The organism is Pseudomonas sp. AK-TSAG1-1 (assembly GCF_056821665.1).
The window spans coordinates 4,163,101-4,182,843 of the sequence record NZ_CM165965.1; the positions used below are offsets into that span (position 1 = coordinate 4,163,101).

Sequence of the window (19,743 nt, forward strand, 5' to 3'; positions counted from 1 at the left end):
ATTTTGGGAAAAGTTGTACAACTTTATATTTTTGTACAATCAGTGAACTTTTTCGCGTGCGTGATGACGCATTGCCATCATCTTTTGTGGCACATCGCTACTGGCGACGAAAGCCTTGAAAAACCGCCGTCTTGAGCGGTTGTTTCGAGAATCGACACAGCGCCCTCCGCAGCCACGACCTCGCCGCTCGCCACGGAGGGCAACGATCTACGCCTTGAGCTCGACGTTATCCAACGCCTGATTCACCGCCAACTCCCCCAACATCACCACCTGCGCAATGCCCAGCGGCGTCTTGCGGTGCGAGACATCCAGCAACGCGGCGAAATCGTTGAGCATGGTGGTGGCGGAACCCAGGGACTCGCTGGCGTTAGCGAGCAGGGATTCGGTGTCGTAGGCCGGGTTGGCGAGGAACATCGGTTTGGATTGATCACCGCTGGCCATGATCTGGCTGGCCGGGGTGAGGTAGTGATCGAGGGCGCGCTCGGCGGCTTCGTGGAGCTTGCGGGAATCGAGGGATTCGTAGGGGATGCGGGGTCGGTTTCGGGTGGGTTGGGCGTTACTTTAGAAAACTTGAAAGCTGAGATATAGAAAAAGCTAAAAATTCGAAAAAAGACTTATATCCACCACCGAAGAGACAAAATATTAATTCGCTAGCCAGCACTCACATATAGCTATATCTGGAAAGAAGCCCGAAAACAACACACAAAATAAATCGCAAAATCAACATATTACAGGGGTAGCTGATAGCGCTGAGTTTTGGGCGACGACGGGGTGTACTTATTTACCGACTAACACCCTTCCCTCTAAATAAATTCGCAATCTTTTTTACAAGGACCCAGTCGAACACGCAGGACGCCAATTCTTACGCTCCTTCAACCCGTAACATCCAATCATTAACATTACGGAAGAAACCCAACAACCGAGAAAACCAGTTGCTTAACTTACACAAAAACAACTTCAAACTTCCTCATCAAACACAAAACCATTCAACATCTCTATGCGATTAAAAATCGTATCTAGTGGCACCTTATTATTTACGCGAGTATACTGCTCAACCAATTCAACAACATTATCATAGTGCCTGCGAAGCGCATCAGGCGTAGTACTAACCTCACTCAACTTAGTAATCTTCACCAAATACTCTTTTGCCCATTTATTTTCAGAATTTAGACTACCCGCAATTATAGATGCTTCAACATGCTGCTTTAGAAATACAGCACCGGCATCATTACTATCAAGAACCTGATCTATAACACCAACCAAGCGCTCAACCTTTCCGCGCAAACTTGAGAACTCCTCATATATATCAGGGTGATTATCTTTCACAAAAATCAGGAAAACGACCAGTTCCGGATACAGGAAGTTTTTCTGGGAGACACTTAATAATACTATCTTAACCTTAGCAAAAAACTGCTCTAACGTTCTAAGAGGCATCCTCTGACTGGAAGCAATTATCCTCAGTGACTCGACTAAATCGCTCCCGTCTTTTGCGGTATCTGCGTAAGAATTAGCAGTAAAATATTTTTTGAATTCAAAAAGCTTGTATAAATGCTCCACAAAAGCTTCATACTTTACTGGCGGAAGATTAAACTCAACATCAATGAATCGTCTTAAATAGCCTACAGCATCAAATTCCGCCCCATACACTGCCCTAACGCTATGAGCCAGTTGCTTTTTATCTAACGCCAAAACAAACACCAAACCTTCAATATCAAGCAGGTGCTTGACCCGTTCAAGCAGCTCTATAGCGTAAGTAGGACGACACCTATCCAACTCATCGACAAATATATAAAGCTTTTCTATTTCCCCTTCATCACCATCCAAGACGCTTTTCACGCTGGCTTTAAACTCAGCAATTGCCTCTTTGTTCTTTGAGTACGCGTCGATAACATCCTTGGATAATGCCTCAGCAAGTTTCCCAGATTCATCCTCTATTATTTTATCCGCATCCAGAAGCCCTGCAGTTGCCACCTTAACAGCGACTGGAACTCCTCGCCGCAAGATATGCGCACCAGCTTTTTTAGCCTTTTCCCATGCTTTATTTTTCCGAGGACTTTCACCTAGGTATTCTTTCAAACCAATATTGATTTCACCCAAAAACGCCAACAATGGATCAGATGCAAAATCTGTTTCCCACGCACTAAAATAAATAGTTTTCCGACCCTGAGATTTCAAGTTCAAATATAACATACGAAGATATGTTGTTTTTCCGGCTCCCCATGGAGCATTCACAGAAAAAACCAAAGGAGAAACAATGTTTTCAAGTAGCCTAGTAAGCTCTTCAACGCTTTTTTTACGCTGGAGCTTGTCATTTAGGAAAATATCGTTACCTGTGACTTCAAGAGCAGTATTTTTTAACTTCACTGAAAAATCCTTTTAATAAACATCACTTTTATATGAAACAGTAGAGATGGAGTTATTTACCGCCCCCTAGCAAATAAATCCGCCATTTTTTTCATCCACGATGAATGATTGAATCATTTATCGCGCCAACGACTCTGGAAATCCAAGAAAGATCCGCATCTTGCAGAGCTTGCTGCTCTCCAGAAGACGTAGTAAGTACGATTGTATATATCGTCTTCTGCATAAAGAACCAAGCAAGACCAGCAAAAAACAAGACGACGGAAGCGGTATTGATACCTTTGTTATACCCTATAATCGCCCCGACGATCATCAGCAGTACGGGCCAAGTACGGTTAGGATTTATTTGAGAGGTTTTCACTGCCGTGACTCCGCTCATCGCGAACGTCTTTTGCCCCGGAAGAATGAATCGGCTGTTGGTAACCTTCACTTCACGTTCGTCAAAAAAGACTTTTTCTTGCTGAGCGTCCATTGCATCTCCCTGCACAGGCTTGGTTTTATTGGTTTAGAAAATAGAGATTTAGCCATCAAATCGCCACCCCATGCTAGTCGGTTGATTGAAAAAAGCACTCTCAAATGTCATGACTGTTGCGGAAGAGCATCTGCAAGCCCACCACTCTCATTCCTGATAAACTCCCCCACCTCCCAGCCCCACCCAATCCAGAACCGCCAATGTCCCCTATCTCCGCCACACCCGCCCCACTCTCCCGCCGCTTCTCCGTCGCCCCGATGATGGATTGGACCGACCGCCATTGCCGTTTCTTCCTACGCCTCCTGTCGAAGAACGCCCTGCTCTACACCGAAATGGTCACCACCGGCGCCCTCCTCAACGGCGATCACGAACGTTTCCTCCGTCACAACGAAGCCGAGCACCCGCTGGCGCTGCAACTGGGCGGTAGTGTTCCCCTAGATCTGGCCGCCTGCACGCGCATGGCTCAGGCGCATGGTTACGACGAGGTGAACCTCAATGTCGGCTGCCCGAGTGATCGGGTGCAGAACAATATGATCGGTGCGTGCCTGATGGGGCATCCGCAGTTGGTGGCGGATTGTGTGAAGGCGATGCGCGATGCGGTGTCGATTCCGGTGACGGTGAAACATCGGATCGGGATCAATGGGCGGGACAGTTACGCCGAGTTGTGTGATTTCGTCGGTACGGTGCGGGATGCCGGGTGTACCAGTTTTACTGTGCATGCGCGGATTGCGATTCTGGAGGGGTTGTCGCCGAAGGAGAATCGCGACATTCCGCCGTTGCGCTATGACGTGGCGGCGCAGTTGAAGGCGGATTTTCCGGAGCTGGAGATTGTGCTGAACGGCGGGATCAAGACGATGGAGGCCTGCCATGAGCATTTGCAGACTTTTGACGGTGTGATGCTCGGGCGTGAGGCTTATCACAATCCGTATTTGCTGGCGGAGGTGGATCAGCAGTTGTTCGGCAGCAGCGCGCCGGTGATCAGCCGTGCCGAAGCGCTGGCACAGTTGCGGCCTTATATTGCCGAGCATTTGCAGGCCGGTGGTGCGATGCATCACATCACCCGGCACGTGCTGGGGTTGGGTACCGGGTTCCCGGGGGCGCGTAAATTCCGTCAGTTGTTGTCGGTGGATATTCACAAGGCCACGGATCCGCTGGCGTTGCTGGATCAGGCTGGCGAGTTGCTGCAAGGGCGTTGAGCCCTCCCCTCCGTAAAACGCGCCAGGCGGGTTGATCCGCCTGGCGTGCGCATCACCCCGCCGCCGCTTCCGTCCAGTTCACCCAGCCAAACACCCACGTCGCCAGAATCAACAAGCCAAACGCGATCCGATACCAGGCGAACGCGGCGTAGCTGTGGTTAGCGATGAATTTGAGCAGGCCGCGCACGGCGATCATGGCGAAGATGAAGGCGATGACGAAACCGAGGGCGAATACCGGCAGATCGCTGGCCTGGAACAGGTCGCGGTATTTGTAGCCGGAGTACACCGCCGCGCCGACCATGGTCGGCATGGCGAGGAAGAACGAGAACTCTGTGGCGGCTTTCCGGGACAAGCCGAACAATAAACCGCCGATGATGGTCGAGCCGGAGCGCGAAGTGCCCGGAATCATCGCCAGGCATTGCACGAAGCCGATTTTCAACGCGTCTGACCAGCGCATGTCGTCGACATGTTCGACGCTCACCACGTGGCGGCGTTGTTCGGCCCACAACATGACGATGCCGCCCACCACCAGTGCAACTGCCACGGTGATCGGGTTAAACAGGTATTGATGGATTTTGTCAGCGAACAACACGCCAAGTACCACCGCCGGAAGAAAGGCGATCAGCAGATTGAGGGTGAAACGTTGCGCATTGCGTTGGGTCGGCAGGCCTTTGACGATGTCGAAGATCTTCGGTCGAAACTCCCAGACCACGGCCAGAATCGCCCCCAGCTGGATAATGATGTTGAACGCCATGGCGCGTTCGCCGCCGAAGTCCAGCAGGTCGGCGACGATGATCTGGTGGCCGGTACTGGAGATCGGCAAGAACTCGGTCAGGCCTTCTACCGCGCCCAAAATCAACACCTGGATAAAGGTCCAGAAATCCATTAATCCTCCGTCAGAGCGCTCTTGATGAGCGACCGGTCAACTGCATTCAGGAATTGAGTATCTGAAGTTAAACAATCGGTATAAGGACACCCATTGCCCGATCAGGCGACGGAGAATATGTCTTATCAAAAGACACACTCAAGCCATGTTAATAAACGTCCGCCTACGAACCTTTGTGAAAATATTCAGGCATTTAGTAGCAAAAAGTTCGACCAGCCAATAAAGTGTGATCAAGCTCACACTATCTCGTAAACGCGGACAGTGGCAATTGGACATGAACAAAGCCGTGGCCACAGATTCAAAATAGTGGCACAATTCCACATTGCCATCATGTAACGGCTAGTTCACAGCCCCGAGAAAATCAACTAAAAGCTTGAAATGCTTAATTATTGTTAGAAAACTCGGGAGCCACGTCTAAAAATCGCGTGAATGTTACCAATTGTCAGTCACAGATGAGAACCGGTGCTTTAACATCCCGATGTCAGCACCTAATTCGAGTCAATGCATGATGCTCTCAGGGAACTTGGCGACTAGAAGTCCGCGCCCGACAAACGACGAACCCGGTGTTCTCACTCTGGGCCGTACCCGTGGCGTGGCTGAACATTTTAGGACGCTGGTCGCACAGCACGTACGCACTGATATGGCACTTGAGGCCGGTTCGTACACTAGTTCATATAAGCACAATGAACTTTCTGGTTCGTATCGGGCCATCTTTCTCGTTATCGACAGTCCGCAAGCGCTGGAAGACAATCTTGCGCTGATCGAGAACCTGCGCACCGACAACTTGAAGCCGATAATCTGCGCGGTCATCACCGGTCGCGGCGCCTTCAACAAGATCAAGTACTTTCTGGCCGGTGCCGACTTCTGTATCAAGCTCAATACTCTTTCCGACGAGGGCGCAGAGTTGCTTGGTGAGTTCTTCAACAGCGAAGAATGGCAGCGGGATATCAATCTGACGCTCGACCCGACGCGTATCTGCCTGCTGGGCACCAGCCAGAAACTCGACATCTCGTTTGCCGAGATGAAGATCCTGGAAGCCTTTGCGCAGACCAGCAACCACATCCTCAGCCATGATGAAATCGCCAGCATCATGGGGCTCAATACCAATTTCTACGACCCGAGAGCGCTGGAAAAATCGATCAGCCGCTTGCGTGGAAAAATCAAGGACATGTATGGTACAAACGCGATTCAGAGTATCCGCGGCTATGGCTATCGCCTGATGCGGGGTCTGATATCGACTGCCTGACTCTCGGGCAGCCATCCTCTTTGCATACTTACGAAGGATCGTCATATGCAACCATACAGCTCTAGTTGTACTTCAAATCTACTAATAATCAAGCAATTGAATGAGCGCGGCTACACCGAACCATAACAATAAACTTAACAACATAGCAGCAGAACGAGTGGAACTTATCGAGGGCCATTTTGGGCCCAGACCCTGCCTGTCGATTACTTCCAAGGAAGTCATTGCTCGCCTGCCGATTTATCTTTTCGCCCATTTTGGTGCACATTTTAGGAGAGAGACATGGAAACGAGTACAACCCTCCCGAGAAAATATTTTGTCGTCGTGACTCACAGTACAACGTCGCAGCGTGAACTTGAGAGCATTCTGTCCAGCGAGCGTTTCAATTCGTTTGGCACGTCTCAGGCACAAATGTTTATTGAAGGTGCTACTTCGCCCTCTTCCGCCCCCCTGCTGATGGAGTTCTCTTACCCAAGCGGCACCCGGAAAAACGTCGCCCGCACAATTGAACACGATACTCAGCGCATACTGGCCACCCTCGAGTCGGAATGGCTGGCCGCGCAATCGGCAAATCCGTTTCACAAAGTCCCGGCGATGAACGCGGACGCCATCCACCGGACTTCAGCCAATGAAGACGGCGCACCGTGCAGCGAGACCTGGCACCTGGACAACGATCAAGGCGCACTGGTCAAGGAAGGCGTCGAGATCAGCCTTACCGGGCTTGAGACCGCGCTGGTCAGGAAGATGCTCAATCACGAAGAACGCGTGGTCAGTCGAGATGACCTGATCCTCAGCATCGGCCGCGAGCCGGAACAGTATCGTGGCCTTGAGATGTGCCTGAGTCGCCTGCAGGACAAGTTCAAAAGTGCCAGTAATGGTGAGCGCTTGTTTCGTGCCGTAAGAAACCGCGGTTATTGCCTCATCCAGGACATCGTGGCGTAAACACCGACGATATCAACGAACAAGACAAACAGAACAGTGCGATTACAAAAACAACAAGAGCACTCTGTTTGACTTCACCTCCCCTGGTAAAATAAAGCTCCCTGCCTCCACCCCTCCTACAGTAACAAACACAACATAATTTATTCACCCTCCGTTCTGCGACCTTTTCTAACAGCCTTGTATTTGATTATTAAAAAGTTGGCATTGTGCCATCTTGTTAGAACTCGTCAGACACCCTCTCCGGCAATAACTTAGTCTATTGATTGACGACAGTTCGGCCTATCGACGTTGTTGCCTCAGGACACTCGTCCAATAACAACAACAAGCCTACTAGCAACTCGGACTTCAACTGTCGAAACCTGAATGGACGTATTTCTGGGGATATCTCATGGAACTTTCTCTACGGATCAATCGAAATAACGGCCTCAAGGGACTTACCTTCTGGGGCCAATGGGCGCTGGCGCAGAGTTTCATTGTTGCACTGTTGTTCATGCTGGCTGAACAACACACAGGAACGGTCGAGTTCTATTACCGCATGTGCGCGACACTGGCGGTACTGGCTTCGGTGCCGGCGTATACGTTCAGCGGCGTGTATCGCAAGCAGGACAATTACCTGACCGGGCTCGGGCGTTTGTTCATGGGCTGGTCGATGACCATGGTGGCGCTGGCTTGTATCGCGTTCGTGTGCAAGGCCGACGAGGTGTTCTCCCGTGAAGTGACGCTGAGTTGGGCGGTGTACGGCTTCCTCGGTCAGGCGCTGTTGTACGCGCCGCTGCATGCATTTTCCAAGTACTACCAGCGTTCCCGCACCAGCGCGCAGAAGACCCTGATCGTCGGAACGGGTGAGTTGGCACTGGGCCTGGCGAAGAAGATCAGTCAGGTGGAAAACCTGCCGCTGGTCGGTTTGGTCAGCAATGGTGCGACGGCAAATCTGGATGCGGACGCACCACGTGTGGTCGGTGATCAGGAAGATCTGCTGCAACTGATCAAGGACCATGACATCCGCCGTTTGTACATCACCCTGCCACTGGCGGAAGCCGCGAAAATCGAAGCGATGTATGTCGATTTGCTGGGTGCCAACGTTGATGTGGTCTGGGTACCGGACTTGAACAGCCTGACCCTGCTCAACCACTCAGTGAAGGTGGTGGACGGTCTGCCGGCGATCTGCCTCAACGAGAGCCCGCTGACCAGCCGCCCTACCGCTGCCCTGAGCAAAAGTCTGGTGGAAAAAGGCGTGGCGTTGCTGGCGATCATCCTGTTGAGCCCGCTGCTGCTGCTGATTGCGCTGGCGGTGAAGATCAGCTCTCCCGGCCCGGTGTTCTTCAAGCAGGATCGCCACGGCTGGAACGGCAAGGTGATTCAGGTCTGGAAGTACCGCTCAATGCGCGTTCACGATGACCGCGAGGTGATCCAGGCCAGCCGCAATGACTCGCGCATCACTGCGGTCGGGCGCTTCATCCGCCGCACGTCGCTGGACGAACTGCCGCAGTTGTTCAACGTGCTGCAGGGACAGATGGCCCTTGTCGGTCCGCGTCCGCACGCGGTGGCGCACAACAACTACTACTCGGGGAAAATCCTCGCGTACATGGCCCGTCACCGAATCAAACCGGGTATCACCGGCCTGGCGCAAATCAGCGGCTGCCGTGGCGAGACCGACACCATCGACAAGATGCAGCGTCGCGTCGAGATGGACCTGCATTACATCAACAACTGGTCGTTGTGGCTGGATCTGAAGATTCTGGTGAAGACGCCGTTTACGTTGCTGTCGAAAGACATTTATTGATGGGCTGGTGCTAGGCCAGGCAATACCGCAAGGGGACGAAAGTCCCCTTTTTTGTGGGCGGGATTTAGAGGGAACGGGTATTGATGCTGGATGGACTGACGCCATCGCTAGCAGGCTAGCTCCCACAGGGGATCTCGGTATGGCTCGGGATTTGTGGCCTGCCGCAGAACTCATTGTGGGAGCTTGCCTGCAAGCGAATGCGGTGGGTCAGGTGGCATTGATGTTGAATGGGCCGACGCCTTCGCGAGCAAGCCCGCTCCCACCGGGGATTGGGCGTTGGATCGGGATGGGTGGCTGCCGCAGGTCCCTTTGTGGGAGCGGGCTTGCTCGCGAAAGCGGTGGGTCAGGTGGCATTGATGTCGAATGCGCTGACGCCTTCGCGAGCAAGCCCGCTCCCACAGGGGATTGGGCGTTGGATCGGGATGGGTGGCTGCCGCAGGTCCCTTTGTGGGAGCGGGCTTGCTCGCGAAAGCGGTGGGTCAGGCGACATTGATGTCGAATGCGCTGACGCCTTCGCGAGCAGGCTCACGCCTACAGGTTCCGGGGGTTACTCGGTAATCTTCGAGAAGTTGCGGTAGAACATGTCGCCCTCGCGGCTGTCGGTCATCGAGTGCAGCTGGAAGCTGCGATTGAGCCTTGCGCCGCCGTCACGGGTCAGTGGGGCCCAGACGAGGTTGGCGCGGCGCATGGTCGACATGCTCATCATTTCGTCGAACGGGATCGACAGATAGATACCCTTGTCGAAACTACCCTCTCCGTACTCCGCACTGCCGGCGGTGGTGATCGTGGCCCAGGCGCCGAAGCGCACGCCGTTGAAGAACTCGCGGGAAATGTCGAGCGTGCCGCCCCAGTCACCTGCCAGATAGCGACCGACGCTGACCGCAGCCAGCGTGTCGTACGGCAGGTCGGTGTAACCGGTGATGTGGCCGGTCCAGATCGAGTAGTCGCGCAGGCCGAAACCCTGGTCGAATTCACGCTGGCGTACATAGTTCAGATCGGCGCCTACCGACCAGCGCTCGCCGGTCGGACGAAACAGCACCTCACCGCCGACACCGGCAAACATCGACTCCAGATACCCGCCGTAGACCATGCCATACAGGTCTTTGTCCAACTGCTCGGCATGGCTGACCTGGAACAACGGCATGGTCACTTCCGAGGTGGTCAGGTACTGACGCAAATCGGTGCGCACCCGCGGCAGACCGCTCGGCGCATCGTAGCTGAACTTGTCAAAGTTGTTCGCCAGGTTGGCACTGAGCAGCCCGCTCCACCAGGTGTTGCGGTTGAAGCGGTACTCGGCATCCGCGTCGGCACTGAACTGATAGAGCAAGCCATCAGGGCCGCCGACGTTTTGCTTGAAGCCCAGGCCGACACCATAACTGAAATGCTGCGGCGCTTCGGTATAGAGGGTTTTCTCGTTGTGCGGCATCGCCGGATTGATCTCGGTGGTGCGGTGCAACGACTCCAGCGGCTCCTCGTTGTTGATCACTTCACGGAAGGTCTGGCGTGGCACGCTGGTCTCTTCCAGCGGCAAGTCGTAGCGCTTGTTGACCACGGTGAACCAGTTGATGTCGTCGTTCACACTGTTGTCGAGAATCCGGCTCGCGCGGCCAACTGCCTTGGACGAATGGAAGTAGCGCTGCTGCTCGCCGTACACGATCAACTCGGAATCGCGCTGGCTGATGCGCTCGACCTTGTACCCGGCATTTTGCTGCAGGCGTTGCGACACATCGGCCCAGTTGACCTGATCGAGCGGCGTGGTCGGCACCTTCGCCGGCAACGGTTCGGGCGCCGGGTCGTAGGTCTTGGCCGGCGCCTTGCGGCTGACGAAATTGGTGTGAAAAGTCACGCCGAACATCGCCGTGTTGCCACGCTCCCACGCCGCGCTGACGTCAACCGAATCGGTGACCTTGAACACTGCGCCGAGGTTGATCGGCGAGTCCTGCACGATCACGTTGTCCTTCGGTTCGTGCTTGTAGTCGTTGCCTTCGTATTCGAGTTTCAGGCTGAGCCGATCCCACGGCGTCTGATAGCTCACGCCGCCGAAGAACGAAGGCTTGCCGCGAAAGTACGAACCGGCGTTGACGTCGCCGGTGCCTTCCATCGCGGGCCGGGTCTTGAAGCGATCATCGAGGTAGCCCAGCGGGTTGTCGATGTCGCCGCGATTGCCCAGGTACCCCCAGGCAATGCCGGCACTGAAATCGAAATTGTCATAGCGCTTGTTGGCGACGAAATATTCACTGGCGAACAGGCCGGTACCGCCGATGTCCCGGAAGCCGATGGCGAAGTCGGGCGCCCAGTGGCTCTCCTCCCACAACCGGACTTTGACATCGACCGCCTTATCCTTATAGCTCTGGCTGCCGCTCATCGACTCCGGCCCGTACGGGCGGTTAGTGATGGCGGTGTAGCGGAACGAGCCTTCGAGCCAGTCCAGCGGCTGCAGCGACACGCTGTAGCGGCTGTAAGGCTCGGTGCGGTTGGCGTTGACACTCAGTTCGCCGGCCGGGGCCATGCGCGCCGTCGGCGTCTGCAACAGCCCCGTGCCACCGAAATCATTTTGAGTAATGCGCGGCTCGGCATGCACCAGACCGAACGGCAATAACAACACAGCTGCAACACGTAACTTCAACGAACCACCTCAGCCAGCTGCGTGGCAATCAATTCGGCCAACTGCTGATTCAGTTCAGGAACAGGCGGATCAAGATCATCGTTTTTCACCGGCACCAGAATCTTGCTGCCGGCCACTGGGAAGTGCCCACTCTCGCGATTCCAGTGCGCAATGCCCACGCGCCGGACCGCACCATTGGGCTGGATCAGCCACAGATAATCGGCCTCGGCATCGTCTAGCGGCGTGCAACTTTGCAGGTACTCGCGCGCCTCCAGCAGCGGCTGATAAGGCACGTGGCAAGTGTCGGCAACCGCGCCCAGCACTTGCACCTCATCGACCCGCTTCGGGTAGATCAGACGATCGCCGTCATCCAGGCGAATGTTGCGCGCGAAACCGACTTCCACCGCGACCGGATCGAGATCCGCGACCTGCCGGCCAGTGACCGCCATCTGCTGCACCTGCCCGGCCAGGCGCAACGCCAGTGCCGCCCGACCGGGGCGGTCGAACAGCGCAGCCATGCGTTGCAGCACATCCAGATCGAACAGCACCCCAGCCTTGAGCCGGGCCTGCTCGTCCAGCAACGACTGACGCAGCAACTCCCCCGCCAGCCAGTAACCTTCGGCATTCGGTTGCGCCACGCTGATCACGTCAAGCAAGCGCCCGCCTGGTGGCAATTCGACCGGTCCCGGATTGGCGACGTCGCCGCTGACGGTGACCGCTGCCTGACCGACGCCGCTGATCAACAACAGGCAAGCCGATAACATCCGCAAGCGCTTCACGGCAGATGCCTGCGATCAGGCGTCAATTGCACGATGCGCACGCGCAATTGCGAGGTCAGTTGCTGCTCGCTCTGCACAATGAAACCGTCCACCGGATCAACCCAATAATGGTTGGTCGCACGCAGGCCGATGGCCGGGACGTCGATTTGCTCGTCGACACGCAGCACGGTGTATTCCTTGTCGAGAATGTCCAGGGTTTGCGTGGACCGGCGCAAAAAGCGGCTGTTGACGATCAAGCCGACCTCCTGCCCCTTGTAAAGGTCGATCCAGCGCTGGGTGGTGAAGCCATCGGCAACGCGGTGCAGGCCTTGTTTGAACGGCGCGTCGTCGGACAGCCGCGTGCCGTCCAGATCACCCTCCACGCCAAGGCCGATGGTGCGCACGGCGAGGCCGTCACGCAGCAGCAATACCTGCTTGCCGGAGGCAACCCAGAACTGCAGGTCTTCACGCTCGCGCACCAGCGCCAGCACCCCGGAGCCGGACGGCGTAGTCAGTTTGATTTGCGGGTACTTGACCTCGGCCACCTGAGCCGCCGTCACATCCAGATCATCCGGGCCGAGCACCGCTGACTTCAGGTTGCGCACCGAGGCGGTCATCAGCGGGTTACAGCCACACAGCAACAAGGCCGCCATCAGGCAGACGCCAACTTTCAAGGTTTTCACAGTCGGGCCTATTTGGCGTTGTTGTTACTGAATTCGCTCCAGTTCTTCGCAGCGGAAGCGCCGGTGCCGACAATCGATGCCGATGGCACCAACTGGCTGATCAGGCGGTTCCAGCGCGTCACGTTGGCAGGCCCGACATACACCACGTCCTGGGGACGTACTTGAAAGTGCGAAGCGAGGGCCATAGCCGTTGGCGACTCGGCTTCCAGCTGATAGATCTTCGCCGGCTCGACATCGAGATTCTCCACCCCGCGAATGACGTACACCGCATTGCCGTTGGAGGTGGTCTGACTCAAGCCGCCGACCGAACCAAGTACGTCAGACAGGTTCATCGTTGCAGTCTTGAAGCTCAGCGCACGGGGCTGATTGACTTCGCCCATGACGTAGATGCGCTTGTTGTCGTTGTACGGCAGATACAGCTGATCACCCCCCTTGAGGTAGACGTTCTGCAACTCGGAATCGTGCTGATTGAGTGCGTCGAGATTGAGCGGATACACCCGACCATTGCGGGTCAGCAGCAGGCCCGACAAATCGGCATTGTTGGTATCGATGCCGGCGGAACCGAGGGCCTCGACCACGCTCAACGGGTTGGTGGAAATCGGCTGTGGACCGGCCTTGGCCACGGCGCCCGAGACCACCACTTTCTGACTGGCGAAACGCAGCACCGCAACATCCACTTGCGGCTCGGCGATGAACGCCGACAGTCGGGTTTCGATGTCCGCACGCAGTTGCTGGATGGTTTTGCCAGCCGCCTGCACTTCCTTGATGAACGGGTAGTACAGCGTGCCATCGGAGCGCACCAGACGCCCGTTGGCGTCGATCTGCTGTTGTGCCCCCGATGGCGCGGTCAGCTCCGGGTGATCCCACACCGTGATGTACAACACGTCGTTGCTGCCGATGCGGTATTCGGCAGGCGTTGCCAGCAGTTCCGCAGGCACCGATTCACGCTTTTGCGTGGCGCGCGTCATCGAGATCAGCTTGGGCGTGATCGGGATCAGTTCGACCCGACTGCTCTCGCTGGCGCCCTGGCGGGTGATGTCACTGGTGCTGAGGTATTGGCCAGGGGAAAACATGCAACCTTGCAAAGCGAAACTTGCCAACATCAAGAGAGAAAAACTACGAGTCATAATGGCACTACGCTATTCAAGGCAAATCTAAAAATAAAGTCACCCGACTTGCGTCGGGCGACCCTGTACTGCACTAACAAATGTTCCTGTTAGTTGTGCGTGCCGGTGGTGCCGGTAGTACCGGTGGTGCCAGTGGTACCGCCGTTGGCACTTCCGCCGCTGTTGGACGCTGCGACTGCACTGGCAACCATTGCCGTACTGGCAGCAGGCGCTGTAGAAGCCGCGACACTGCCAGATACATTGGTTACCGCAGTAAGCGGCGCTTCAGCGGCGGACGCCCAGTTGCTCAACATCGTCAACAGGGCAATCGCCATCACTTTCTTCATATCAACTCCTTTCTAACAGTCGGCCTGTTAAAAACCGGCCGGTGTTAGAGGTGGTAGAGTTCAAGTCCGCGAAAAGTGCGAACAAGATCCGTCGTTCTTTCACAGTCTTACCCAACTGATAAAAGTCGAACGGCAGGTTTATATCTACGGACTTGCAAAAGGCATTTCCAGCGTATTTTCCCGACGATATCTAACACCTGACCGAAACTAACATTCAGTATTAGAACGACATCATTCGAGATAACCGCGAGGATGGTTCGATTGCCAGCGCCAGGTATCGGTGACCATGTCCTGCAAATTGCGCGTGGCTTTCCAGCCGAGTTCCTTTGCCGCTTTCGAGGCATCGGCCCAACTCTCGGCGATGTCACCGCTGCGACGCGGCATCACCCGGTATGGCACCGGCTGCCCGCTGGCCTGCTCGAAGGCGCGCAGCACTTGCATCACGCTGTAGCCGTCGCCGGTACCGAGGTTCCAGGTGTGAATGCCCGGGCGACCGGCAATCGACTGCAACGCCTTCAGGTGGCCATCCGCAAGGTCGACGACGTGGATGTAGTCACGCACGCCGGTGCCGTCGATCGTCGGGTAATCGTCGCCGAAGATCGACAACTCCTGCAGGCTGCCGACTGCCACCTGGCTGATGTAAGGCAGCAGGTTGTTGGGGATGCCGTTGGGGTCTTCGCCCATGTGCCCGCTATCATGGGCGCCGATCGGGTTGAAGTAGCGCAGCAAGGCGATGCTCCAGCGCGGCTCGGCCTGACTCAGGTCGCGCAGCACGTTCTCGACGATCAGTTTGGACTGGCCATAAGGGTTGGTCGGAACGCCGGTGGGGAAATCCTCGCGGATCGGCATCTGCGCAGGCTCGCCATACACTGTGGCCGACGAGCTGAACACCAGGCGGAACACCCCTGCCGCGGCCATCGCCTGGCACAGCGTGACGCTGCCGCCGACGTTGTTCTCGTAGTACTCCAGCGGCTTGCGCACGCTCTCGCCCACGGCCTTCAGCCCGGCAAAATGCAGGACCGCTTCGATGTGGTGCTCGCGAAAAATCCGGTCCAGCAACGCCCGGTCGCAGACATCGCCGCGAATCATCAACGCACGTTTTCCGCAAATGCCTTCCACCGCGTGCAGTGCCGCGTCGCTGCTGTTGCAAAGATTATCCAGTACAACAACTTCATAACCTGCTTCCAGCAGCGCAAGTGTGGTGTGCGAGCCGATATAGCCGGCGCCACCCGTTACCAGAATCTTCATAGCGCGGTCCGTCATTGGATAAGTGACTAGTAGCCTGTCAAGTCCCTTTTATTCATTCTGTGGCGCACCACACAAAGAAGGACGACAACAGCCTCAAACAAAATTAGTTCAACCACTGGCAATAAATATTTTTGCAGGTCAAACTGTATTGCCGGGTACTTATTAGCACCCCAAGTACACTCGTCACTATCAACAGATACCGACTAAAAATAACTAATAACGCTGTTACCGACATCTCATAACATTGTCATGTTTTACCGCGCTTGCTAATTGCCACTCAGCACCTGACTCAGGTATTAAAGCAGTCTTTCAATATTCATTGAAACTTGCACACCTTCGTTAGTGCGCGCACCCGTTGACGGTGTTCCATGACTGTTCAGGATATTTTTATGATTCGTAAATGTTTGTTCCCCGCCGCCGGTTACGGCACGCGTTTCTTGCCAGCCACCAAAGCCATGCCCAAGGAAATGCTGCCGATCGTCAACAAGCCGTTGATCGAATACGCCGTCGAAGAAGCACGGGACGCTGGCCTGCAGCACATGGCAATCGTCACCGGTCGGGGCAAGCGTGCGCTGGAAGACCACTTCGACATCAGCTACGAACTCGAACACCAGATCCGCGGCACCGAGAAAGAAAAATTCCTCGCCGGCACCCGCGAGCTGATCGACACCTGCACCTTCTCCTACACCCGTCAGGTGGAAATGAAAGGCCTGGGCCACGCGATTCTCAGCGGCCGCCCGCTGATCGGCGATGAACCCTTCGCTGTGGTACTGGCCGATGACCTGTGCCTGAACCTGGAAGGTGACGGCGTACTCACGCAAATGATCCAGCTGTACAAGAAATTCCGCTGCTCGATCGTCGCCATCCAGGAAGTCCCGGCCGATCAGACTCACAAATACGGAGTGATCGCCGGCGAACTGATTTCCGAAGGTATTTACCGGGTCAACCACATGGTGGAAAAACCGGCGCCGCAGGACGCTCCGTCAAACCTGGCGATCATCGGCCGCTACATCCTGACCCCGGACATCTTCGACCTGATCGCCGACACCCAACCCGGCAAGGGTGGCGAGATCCAGATCACCGACGCGCTGATGAAACAGGCGCAGAACGGTTGCGTGCTGGCCTACAAGTTCAAGGGCCTGCGCTTCGACTGCGGCGACGCCGAGGGTTACTTGCAGGCGACCAATTTCTGCTACGACAACGTTTATCTCAAGGGCCGCTGAGACGGTTCCCCGCCCACTTCTCTTTCAGGAGACCAGCATGAACATCGCACAACATTCAGCGGACATTGAGCGGGAGGTGGGCAACCTCGGGGTGGTGAGCTGGTTGTCACGCCATCAGCCATTGCCCAGCGCCAACGAGTCGTGGCTGGGCAGCATTCTGCTGGTGGAGCGTATCGGCATGTTCCCCGCGTCCGGCGATATTCGTCGCACGCTGGCAGATCCCTATCCCCTGCTCGCCCATCTGAAGAAACGCTACGCCGGGCAGGCGCTGGAAATGGATGACCGTGATGGTCTGAAAGTGATCTTCAGCGACTGGCGATTCCGCGTGCGTCTGTGCTGCAACGAGCCGGCAATCATCATCAATGTCGAGACTCGTTGTGCCACGCAGCTGATGCCGCAGAAGCTCTCGGAGTTGCTGAGTCAAGTCGATGCCTTTCAGCAGGACTCCTGATCGACCTCACGCAGAGCGTAGGGAACGATCATCGTGGCGACACGTCGCAACGATCCTTGGTGCCGGTGATCCAGCCATAGAAATAATCGGCAATCACCTTCCCGCCCGTGGCCGGCTGCGGATGAATCTTGTCCGGGCCGATCATCGCGGCGGCATACCGTTTGACGTCAGGCCCAAAGGCGCATTGCAGATTGGCGAAACCCAGATGCTGCTCATGCGCCCACGGCTGCAAGACCTGTGCGTACGCTGACATCGGATAGGCGCTGGAACGCGTGGTGTCCTGGCGCAGGATCAGGTTGATGCTCGCCGCCGGTTGAATCTCGCGGATCATTGCCACCAGCCCCTGAACGTTCTGCAGATACTGTTCGGGTTTGACCCCAAAGCCCTGATCGTTGCCGCCGAGCATGATCAGGTAAATGTCGGCGGGGATCTTCGACACGGCGGCTTTCCACTGCACCTGCCATTGCGGATCCTGGTGATAGAAGTCCGCGGAAGCTGCGCCCGATGCAGCCAGTTTCGACACGCGTACGCCGTCGTGATCATTGCTCATCCACAGCCCAAACAAGGTCGGCGCGCCCTTCACCACTTCCAGTCTGAACGACCAGTCTGCCGCTGCCGCAAGACCGGCCAGCGGTACTTCCTGTACGCCTGAGCCATCAAGTTTCAGCGGCTGCCAGTCTTGCGACGGCGTCCAGCGATAGCGCAGCTCTGCGGACTCGCCAGTGCCCAGGTAGAGCAATTTCGCCTGAGTAACGGCGGTGTTGATCGCCGGTGTCGCACTGGCGTCAATCTCAAGCCAGGCACCGGGCTTGCCGGTCACCGTGCGGCTGTCGGGGCTGGCCTGACCGAGTCCGGACACCTGCCAGCCACCGCCGAAGTACTTCTCACTGCTGCGGGTGTATTTGAAATGTGTACCGCCCAGCGCCGCGCCATGGTTGAAGCCGACATAACCGGGACCGGCAAAACCGACCTCCCCGGCCACGCGCTGCACCAGTTTGTTCAGGTAGAAATCCTGCCCGGCGCTGTAGCTGTCGCCGATCACCGAGACCGACAGCACCTTCCCCGCCTTGCCTTCGCGCCACTGCGCAAAGCGCTCGCGGGCATCGCCTGCTTCGACTACCGACGCTGCAACGGGCTGAGCGTCATCCACTGCCAACATGCGTTATTTCCTTCAGTCTGGAATGGACCCTTCGCGAGCAAGCCCGCTCCCACAGGGGTTGCGTGAATTGCCGAAAACCCTGCTCGCGATGGCGTTGGTTCAGACGCTGTCACTCTGACTGACAGACCGCTATCGCGAGCAGGCTCACTCCTACAGGTGTTGCGGGCGTCTGCTTAATCTGTGTCCAACCTGAACCCTGTGGGAGCGGGCTTGCTCGCGAAGCTTTTCAGCTATTGGCTGGCACCACCGGAGCAATGCTCGCCGCCGGTTTCTTCTTCGCCGCACGCTCACCCAGGAACAGTACCGACGTGACATTGAAGCGACTGAAAATCATCGACAACAGCACCGGCCCCAACAGGCCAGACAGCAGTCCGCTGAGCACCAGAATACTTTCGTCTTTCACGCCCAGTCGCCCCATGACAAACCGCGAAGTCGCCGCAAACAGCACATGGAACAGGAAGATCGCGTAAGAATACCCACCCAGCCAGGTCAGCCACTTCGAGCGCATGTCACTGGACAGCAAAGCGATGCAGGACACACAGCCCACGGTCAACCCGATCAGACTGCGACGATCGACAATCAACTCGCGATCAATCGCCGCGACATACAGCAGCGTCAACGAGATCAGCACAAACCCCAGCGGCCCGATCACCTTGAACCGCTGCTTCAGCGCCTCGACATTTTCCTGCCCGATCATCCCCGCCACGAAAAACGGCAGCAGGTAAATCGCGCCATTGATGCCGAACGCATCGAGCTTGAACGGTGGCAACAGAAACACCGCCGCCGCAAATGCAAACAGCCCATACAAGCGCGTCATCGAGCGCAGCATCCAGCGCCATTCCAGCAGGCCGACGAACATGAAAATGATGAACACCGCCTGCAAGAACCAGAAGTGGTTGACCGGAACCCAGAACGACAACAACGCGTCGATTACCCCGACGTCCTTGTTCACGCCCGGCCCCACCGCCTGCAACACCGAGAACGGCACACCGACGCAAAACAGCGGCACGATCAGTCGTCGCACCTTGCCGTTGAAGAATGCGGAAAAGTCATTGCCGCGAATTTTGTAGATCGAATAGATGTAGCCGGAAATGAAGGTGAACAGCGGCATGCGCACGTACACCATGGAGTCGGCGATGACCCGGAACGGCGAGCCGATATCGATTTTCAGCCCCCCGCCCAACGGGCCGATGACGTGATAGAGCACCAGCAGCAGGCACGCCAGGCCGCGCAGGGTTTCGATCTCCAGGGACTTTTTCTTGCTCGACATACAGCACCCG

The 19,743-nt window shown here is 56.1% G+C and carries 17 protein-coding genes and 1 pseudogene; 6 read left to right on the forward strand and 12 right to left on the reverse strand.

What is annotated here, in order from left to right:
- Positions 1-207: 207 nt before the first annotated feature.
- The 3 genes and pseudogenes from AC1UK9_RS18725 to AC1UK9_RS18735 all read right to left on the reverse strand — a co-directional run bounded on the left by AC1UK9_RS18725 (position 208) and on the right by AC1UK9_RS18735 (position 2,833).
- Positions 208-584: pseudogene (locus AC1UK9_RS18725) on the reverse strand (DUF6124 family protein).
- 373 nt (positions 585-957) lie between these two features.
- On the reverse strand, positions 958-2,364 hold the full coding sequence (locus AC1UK9_RS18730) for a KAP family P-loop NTPase fold protein (RefSeq protein WP_482578264.1): 1,407 nt from the start codon (positions 2,362-2,364) through the stop codon (positions 958-960).
- A 91-nt stretch (positions 2,365-2,455) separates the two neighbouring features.
- Positions 2,456-2,833, reverse strand: a complete 378-nt coding sequence (locus AC1UK9_RS18735) for a DUF6232 family protein (RefSeq protein WP_482578265.1) — start codon at positions 2,831-2,833, stop codon at positions 2,456-2,458.
- 200 nt (positions 2,834-3,033) lie between these two features.
- Between AC1UK9_RS18735 and dusA the strand changes: the two genes are divergently transcribed.
- Entirely contained in the window at positions 3,034-4,029 is a 996-nt protein-coding gene (gene dusA, locus AC1UK9_RS18740; protein ID WP_482578266.1) for a tRNA dihydrouridine(20/20a) synthase DusA, read from the forward strand.
- Between the two features lie 52 nt (positions 4,030-4,081).
- Here dusA and AC1UK9_RS18745 read toward each other — a convergent pair whose 3' ends face one another.
- Positions 4,082-4,915 (reverse strand): undecaprenyl-diphosphate phosphatase, encoded by an 834-nt coding sequence (locus AC1UK9_RS18745; protein ID WP_482578267.1) that lies wholly within the window; start codon positions 4,913-4,915, stop codon positions 4,082-4,084.
- Between the two features lie 505 nt (positions 4,916-5,420).
- On the opposite strand from AC1UK9_RS18745, the gene AC1UK9_RS18750 reads away from it, so the two are divergent.
- The 3 genes from AC1UK9_RS18750 to AC1UK9_RS18760 all read left to right on the forward strand — a co-directional run bounded on the left by AC1UK9_RS18750 (position 5,421) and on the right by AC1UK9_RS18760 (position 8,883).
- Positions 5,421-6,161, forward strand: coding sequence for a winged helix-turn-helix domain-containing protein (locus AC1UK9_RS18750; protein ID WP_482578268.1), 741 nt, complete (start codon positions 5,421-5,423; stop codon positions 6,159-6,161).
- A 279-nt stretch (positions 6,162-6,440) separates the two neighbouring features.
- Positions 6,441-7,100, forward strand: a complete 660-nt coding sequence (locus AC1UK9_RS18755) for a winged helix-turn-helix domain-containing protein (protein WP_482578269.1) — start codon at positions 6,441-6,443, stop codon at positions 7,098-7,100.
- A gap of 388 nt (positions 7,101-7,488) precedes the next feature.
- The gene (locus AC1UK9_RS18760) at positions 7,489-8,883 is read left to right on the forward strand and encodes an undecaprenyl-phosphate glucose phosphotransferase (RefSeq protein ID WP_025111098.1); all 1,395 of its coding nucleotides are present in this window, start codon (positions 7,489-7,491) and stop codon (positions 8,881-8,883) included.
- A 547-nt stretch (positions 8,884-9,430) separates the two neighbouring features.
- Here AC1UK9_RS18760 and AC1UK9_RS18765 read toward each other — a convergent pair.
- The 6 genes from AC1UK9_RS18765 to galE form a co-directional block, all read right to left on the reverse strand.
- Complete coding sequence (locus AC1UK9_RS18765; protein WP_482578270.1) at positions 9,431-11,509, reverse strand: YjbH domain-containing protein; 2,079 nt, start codon at positions 11,507-11,509, stop codon at positions 9,431-9,433.
- Complete coding sequence (locus AC1UK9_RS18770; RefSeq protein WP_473013091.1) at positions 11,506-12,267, reverse strand: capsule biosynthesis GfcC family protein; 762 nt, start codon at positions 12,265-12,267, stop codon at positions 11,506-11,508. Before AC1UK9_RS18770 ends, AC1UK9_RS18765 begins: the two co-directional genes overlap by 4 nt.
- Positions 12,264-12,929, reverse strand: a complete 666-nt coding sequence (locus AC1UK9_RS18775; RefSeq protein WP_025111095.1) for a YjbF family lipoprotein — start codon at positions 12,927-12,929, stop codon at positions 12,264-12,266. The genes AC1UK9_RS18770 and AC1UK9_RS18775 overlap by 4 nt, the downstream gene beginning before the upstream one ends.
- Before the next feature lie 8 nt (positions 12,930-12,937).
- Positions 12,938-14,056: a polysaccharide biosynthesis/export family protein gene (locus AC1UK9_RS18780; protein WP_482578271.1), complete on the reverse strand. Its 1,119-nt coding sequence runs from the start codon at positions 14,054-14,056 to the stop codon at positions 12,938-12,940.
- An 89-nt stretch (positions 14,057-14,145) separates the two neighbouring features.
- On the reverse strand, positions 14,146-14,382 hold the full coding sequence (locus AC1UK9_RS18785; RefSeq protein WP_003226528.1) for a hypothetical protein: 237 nt from the start codon (positions 14,380-14,382) through the stop codon (positions 14,146-14,148).
- A gap of 231 nt (positions 14,383-14,613) precedes the next feature.
- Positions 14,614-15,630, reverse strand: a complete 1,017-nt coding sequence (galE, locus tag AC1UK9_RS18790) for a UDP-glucose 4-epimerase GalE (protein ID WP_473013094.1) — start codon at positions 15,628-15,630, stop codon at positions 14,614-14,616.
- A gap of 389 nt (positions 15,631-16,019) precedes the next feature.
- Here galE and galU point away from each other — a divergent pair, with 389 nt between their 5' ends.
- Together galU and AC1UK9_RS18800 are read left to right on the forward strand one after the other, a co-directional pair.
- A complete protein-coding gene (galU, locus tag AC1UK9_RS18795; RefSeq protein ID WP_025111092.1) occupies positions 16,020-16,853 on the forward strand; it encodes a UTP--glucose-1-phosphate uridylyltransferase GalU in 834 nt (277 codons plus the stop codon).
- Positions 16,854-16,890: 37 nt separating this feature from the next.
- Positions 16,891-17,304, forward strand: a complete 414-nt coding sequence (locus tag AC1UK9_RS18800; protein WP_482578272.1) for a mannose-1-phosphate guanylyltransferase — start codon at positions 16,891-16,893, stop codon at positions 17,302-17,304.
- Positions 17,305-17,332: 28 nt separating this feature from the next.
- Here the strand turns inward: AC1UK9_RS18800 and AC1UK9_RS18805 are convergent, their stop codons facing one another.
- Together AC1UK9_RS18805 and AC1UK9_RS18810 are read right to left on the reverse strand one after the other, a co-directional pair.
- Positions 17,333-18,463: a GDSL-type esterase/lipase family protein gene (locus AC1UK9_RS18805; RefSeq protein WP_482578273.1), complete on the reverse strand. Its 1,131-nt coding sequence runs from the start codon at positions 18,461-18,463 to the stop codon at positions 17,333-17,335.
- Between the two features lie 226 nt (positions 18,464-18,689).
- Positions 18,690-19,733: an acyltransferase family protein gene (locus tag AC1UK9_RS18810; RefSeq protein WP_482578274.1), complete on the reverse strand. Its 1,044-nt coding sequence runs from the start codon at positions 19,731-19,733 to the stop codon at positions 18,690-18,692.
- Positions 19,734-19,743 lie beyond the last annotated feature (10 nt).

Coding starts and splice junctions, on each gene's coding strand:
- AC1UK9_RS18735 (WP_482578265.1), bottom strand. CDS start 2,833: ATGGACGCTCAGCAAGAAAAAGTCTTTTTTGACGAACGTGAAGTGAAG.
- dusA (WP_482578266.1), top strand. CDS start 3,034: ATGTCCCCTATCTCCGCCACACCCGCCCCACTCTCCCGCCGCTTCTCC.
- AC1UK9_RS18745 (WP_482578267.1), bottom strand. CDS start 4,915: ATGGATTTCTGGACCTTTATCCAGGTGTTGATTTTGGGCGCGGTAGAA.
- AC1UK9_RS18750 (WP_482578268.1), top strand. CDS start 5,421: ATGATGCTCTCAGGGAACTTGGCGACTAGAAGTCCGCGCCCGACAAAC.
- AC1UK9_RS18755 (WP_482578269.1), top strand. CDS start 6,441: ATGGAAACGAGTACAACCCTCCCGAGAAAATATTTTGTCGTCGTGACT.
- AC1UK9_RS18760 (WP_025111098.1), top strand. CDS start 7,489: ATGGAACTTTCTCTACGGATCAATCGAAATAACGGCCTCAAGGGACTT.
- AC1UK9_RS18780 (WP_482578271.1), bottom strand. CDS start 14,056: ATGACTCGTAGTTTTTCTCTCTTGATGTTGGCAAGTTTCGCTTTGCAA.
- AC1UK9_RS18785 (WP_003226528.1), bottom strand. CDS start 14,382: ATGAAGAAAGTGATGGCGATTGCCCTGTTGACGATGTTGAGCAACTGG.
- galE (WP_473013094.1), bottom strand. CDS start 15,630: ATGAAGATTCTGGTAACGGGTGGCGCCGGCTATATCGGCTCGCACACC.
- galU (WP_025111092.1), top strand. CDS start 16,020: ATGATTCGTAAATGTTTGTTCCCCGCCGCCGGTTACGGCACGCGTTTC.
- AC1UK9_RS18800 (WP_482578272.1), top strand. CDS start 16,891: ATGAACATCGCACAACATTCAGCGGACATTGAGCGGGAGGTGGGCAAC.
- AC1UK9_RS18805 (WP_482578273.1), bottom strand. CDS start 18,463: ATGTTGGCAGTGGATGACGCTCAGCCCGTTGCAGCGTCGGTAGTCGAA.
- AC1UK9_RS18810 (WP_482578274.1), bottom strand. CDS start 19,733: ATGTCGAGCAAGAAAAAGTCCCTGGAGATCGAAACCCTGCGCGGCCTG.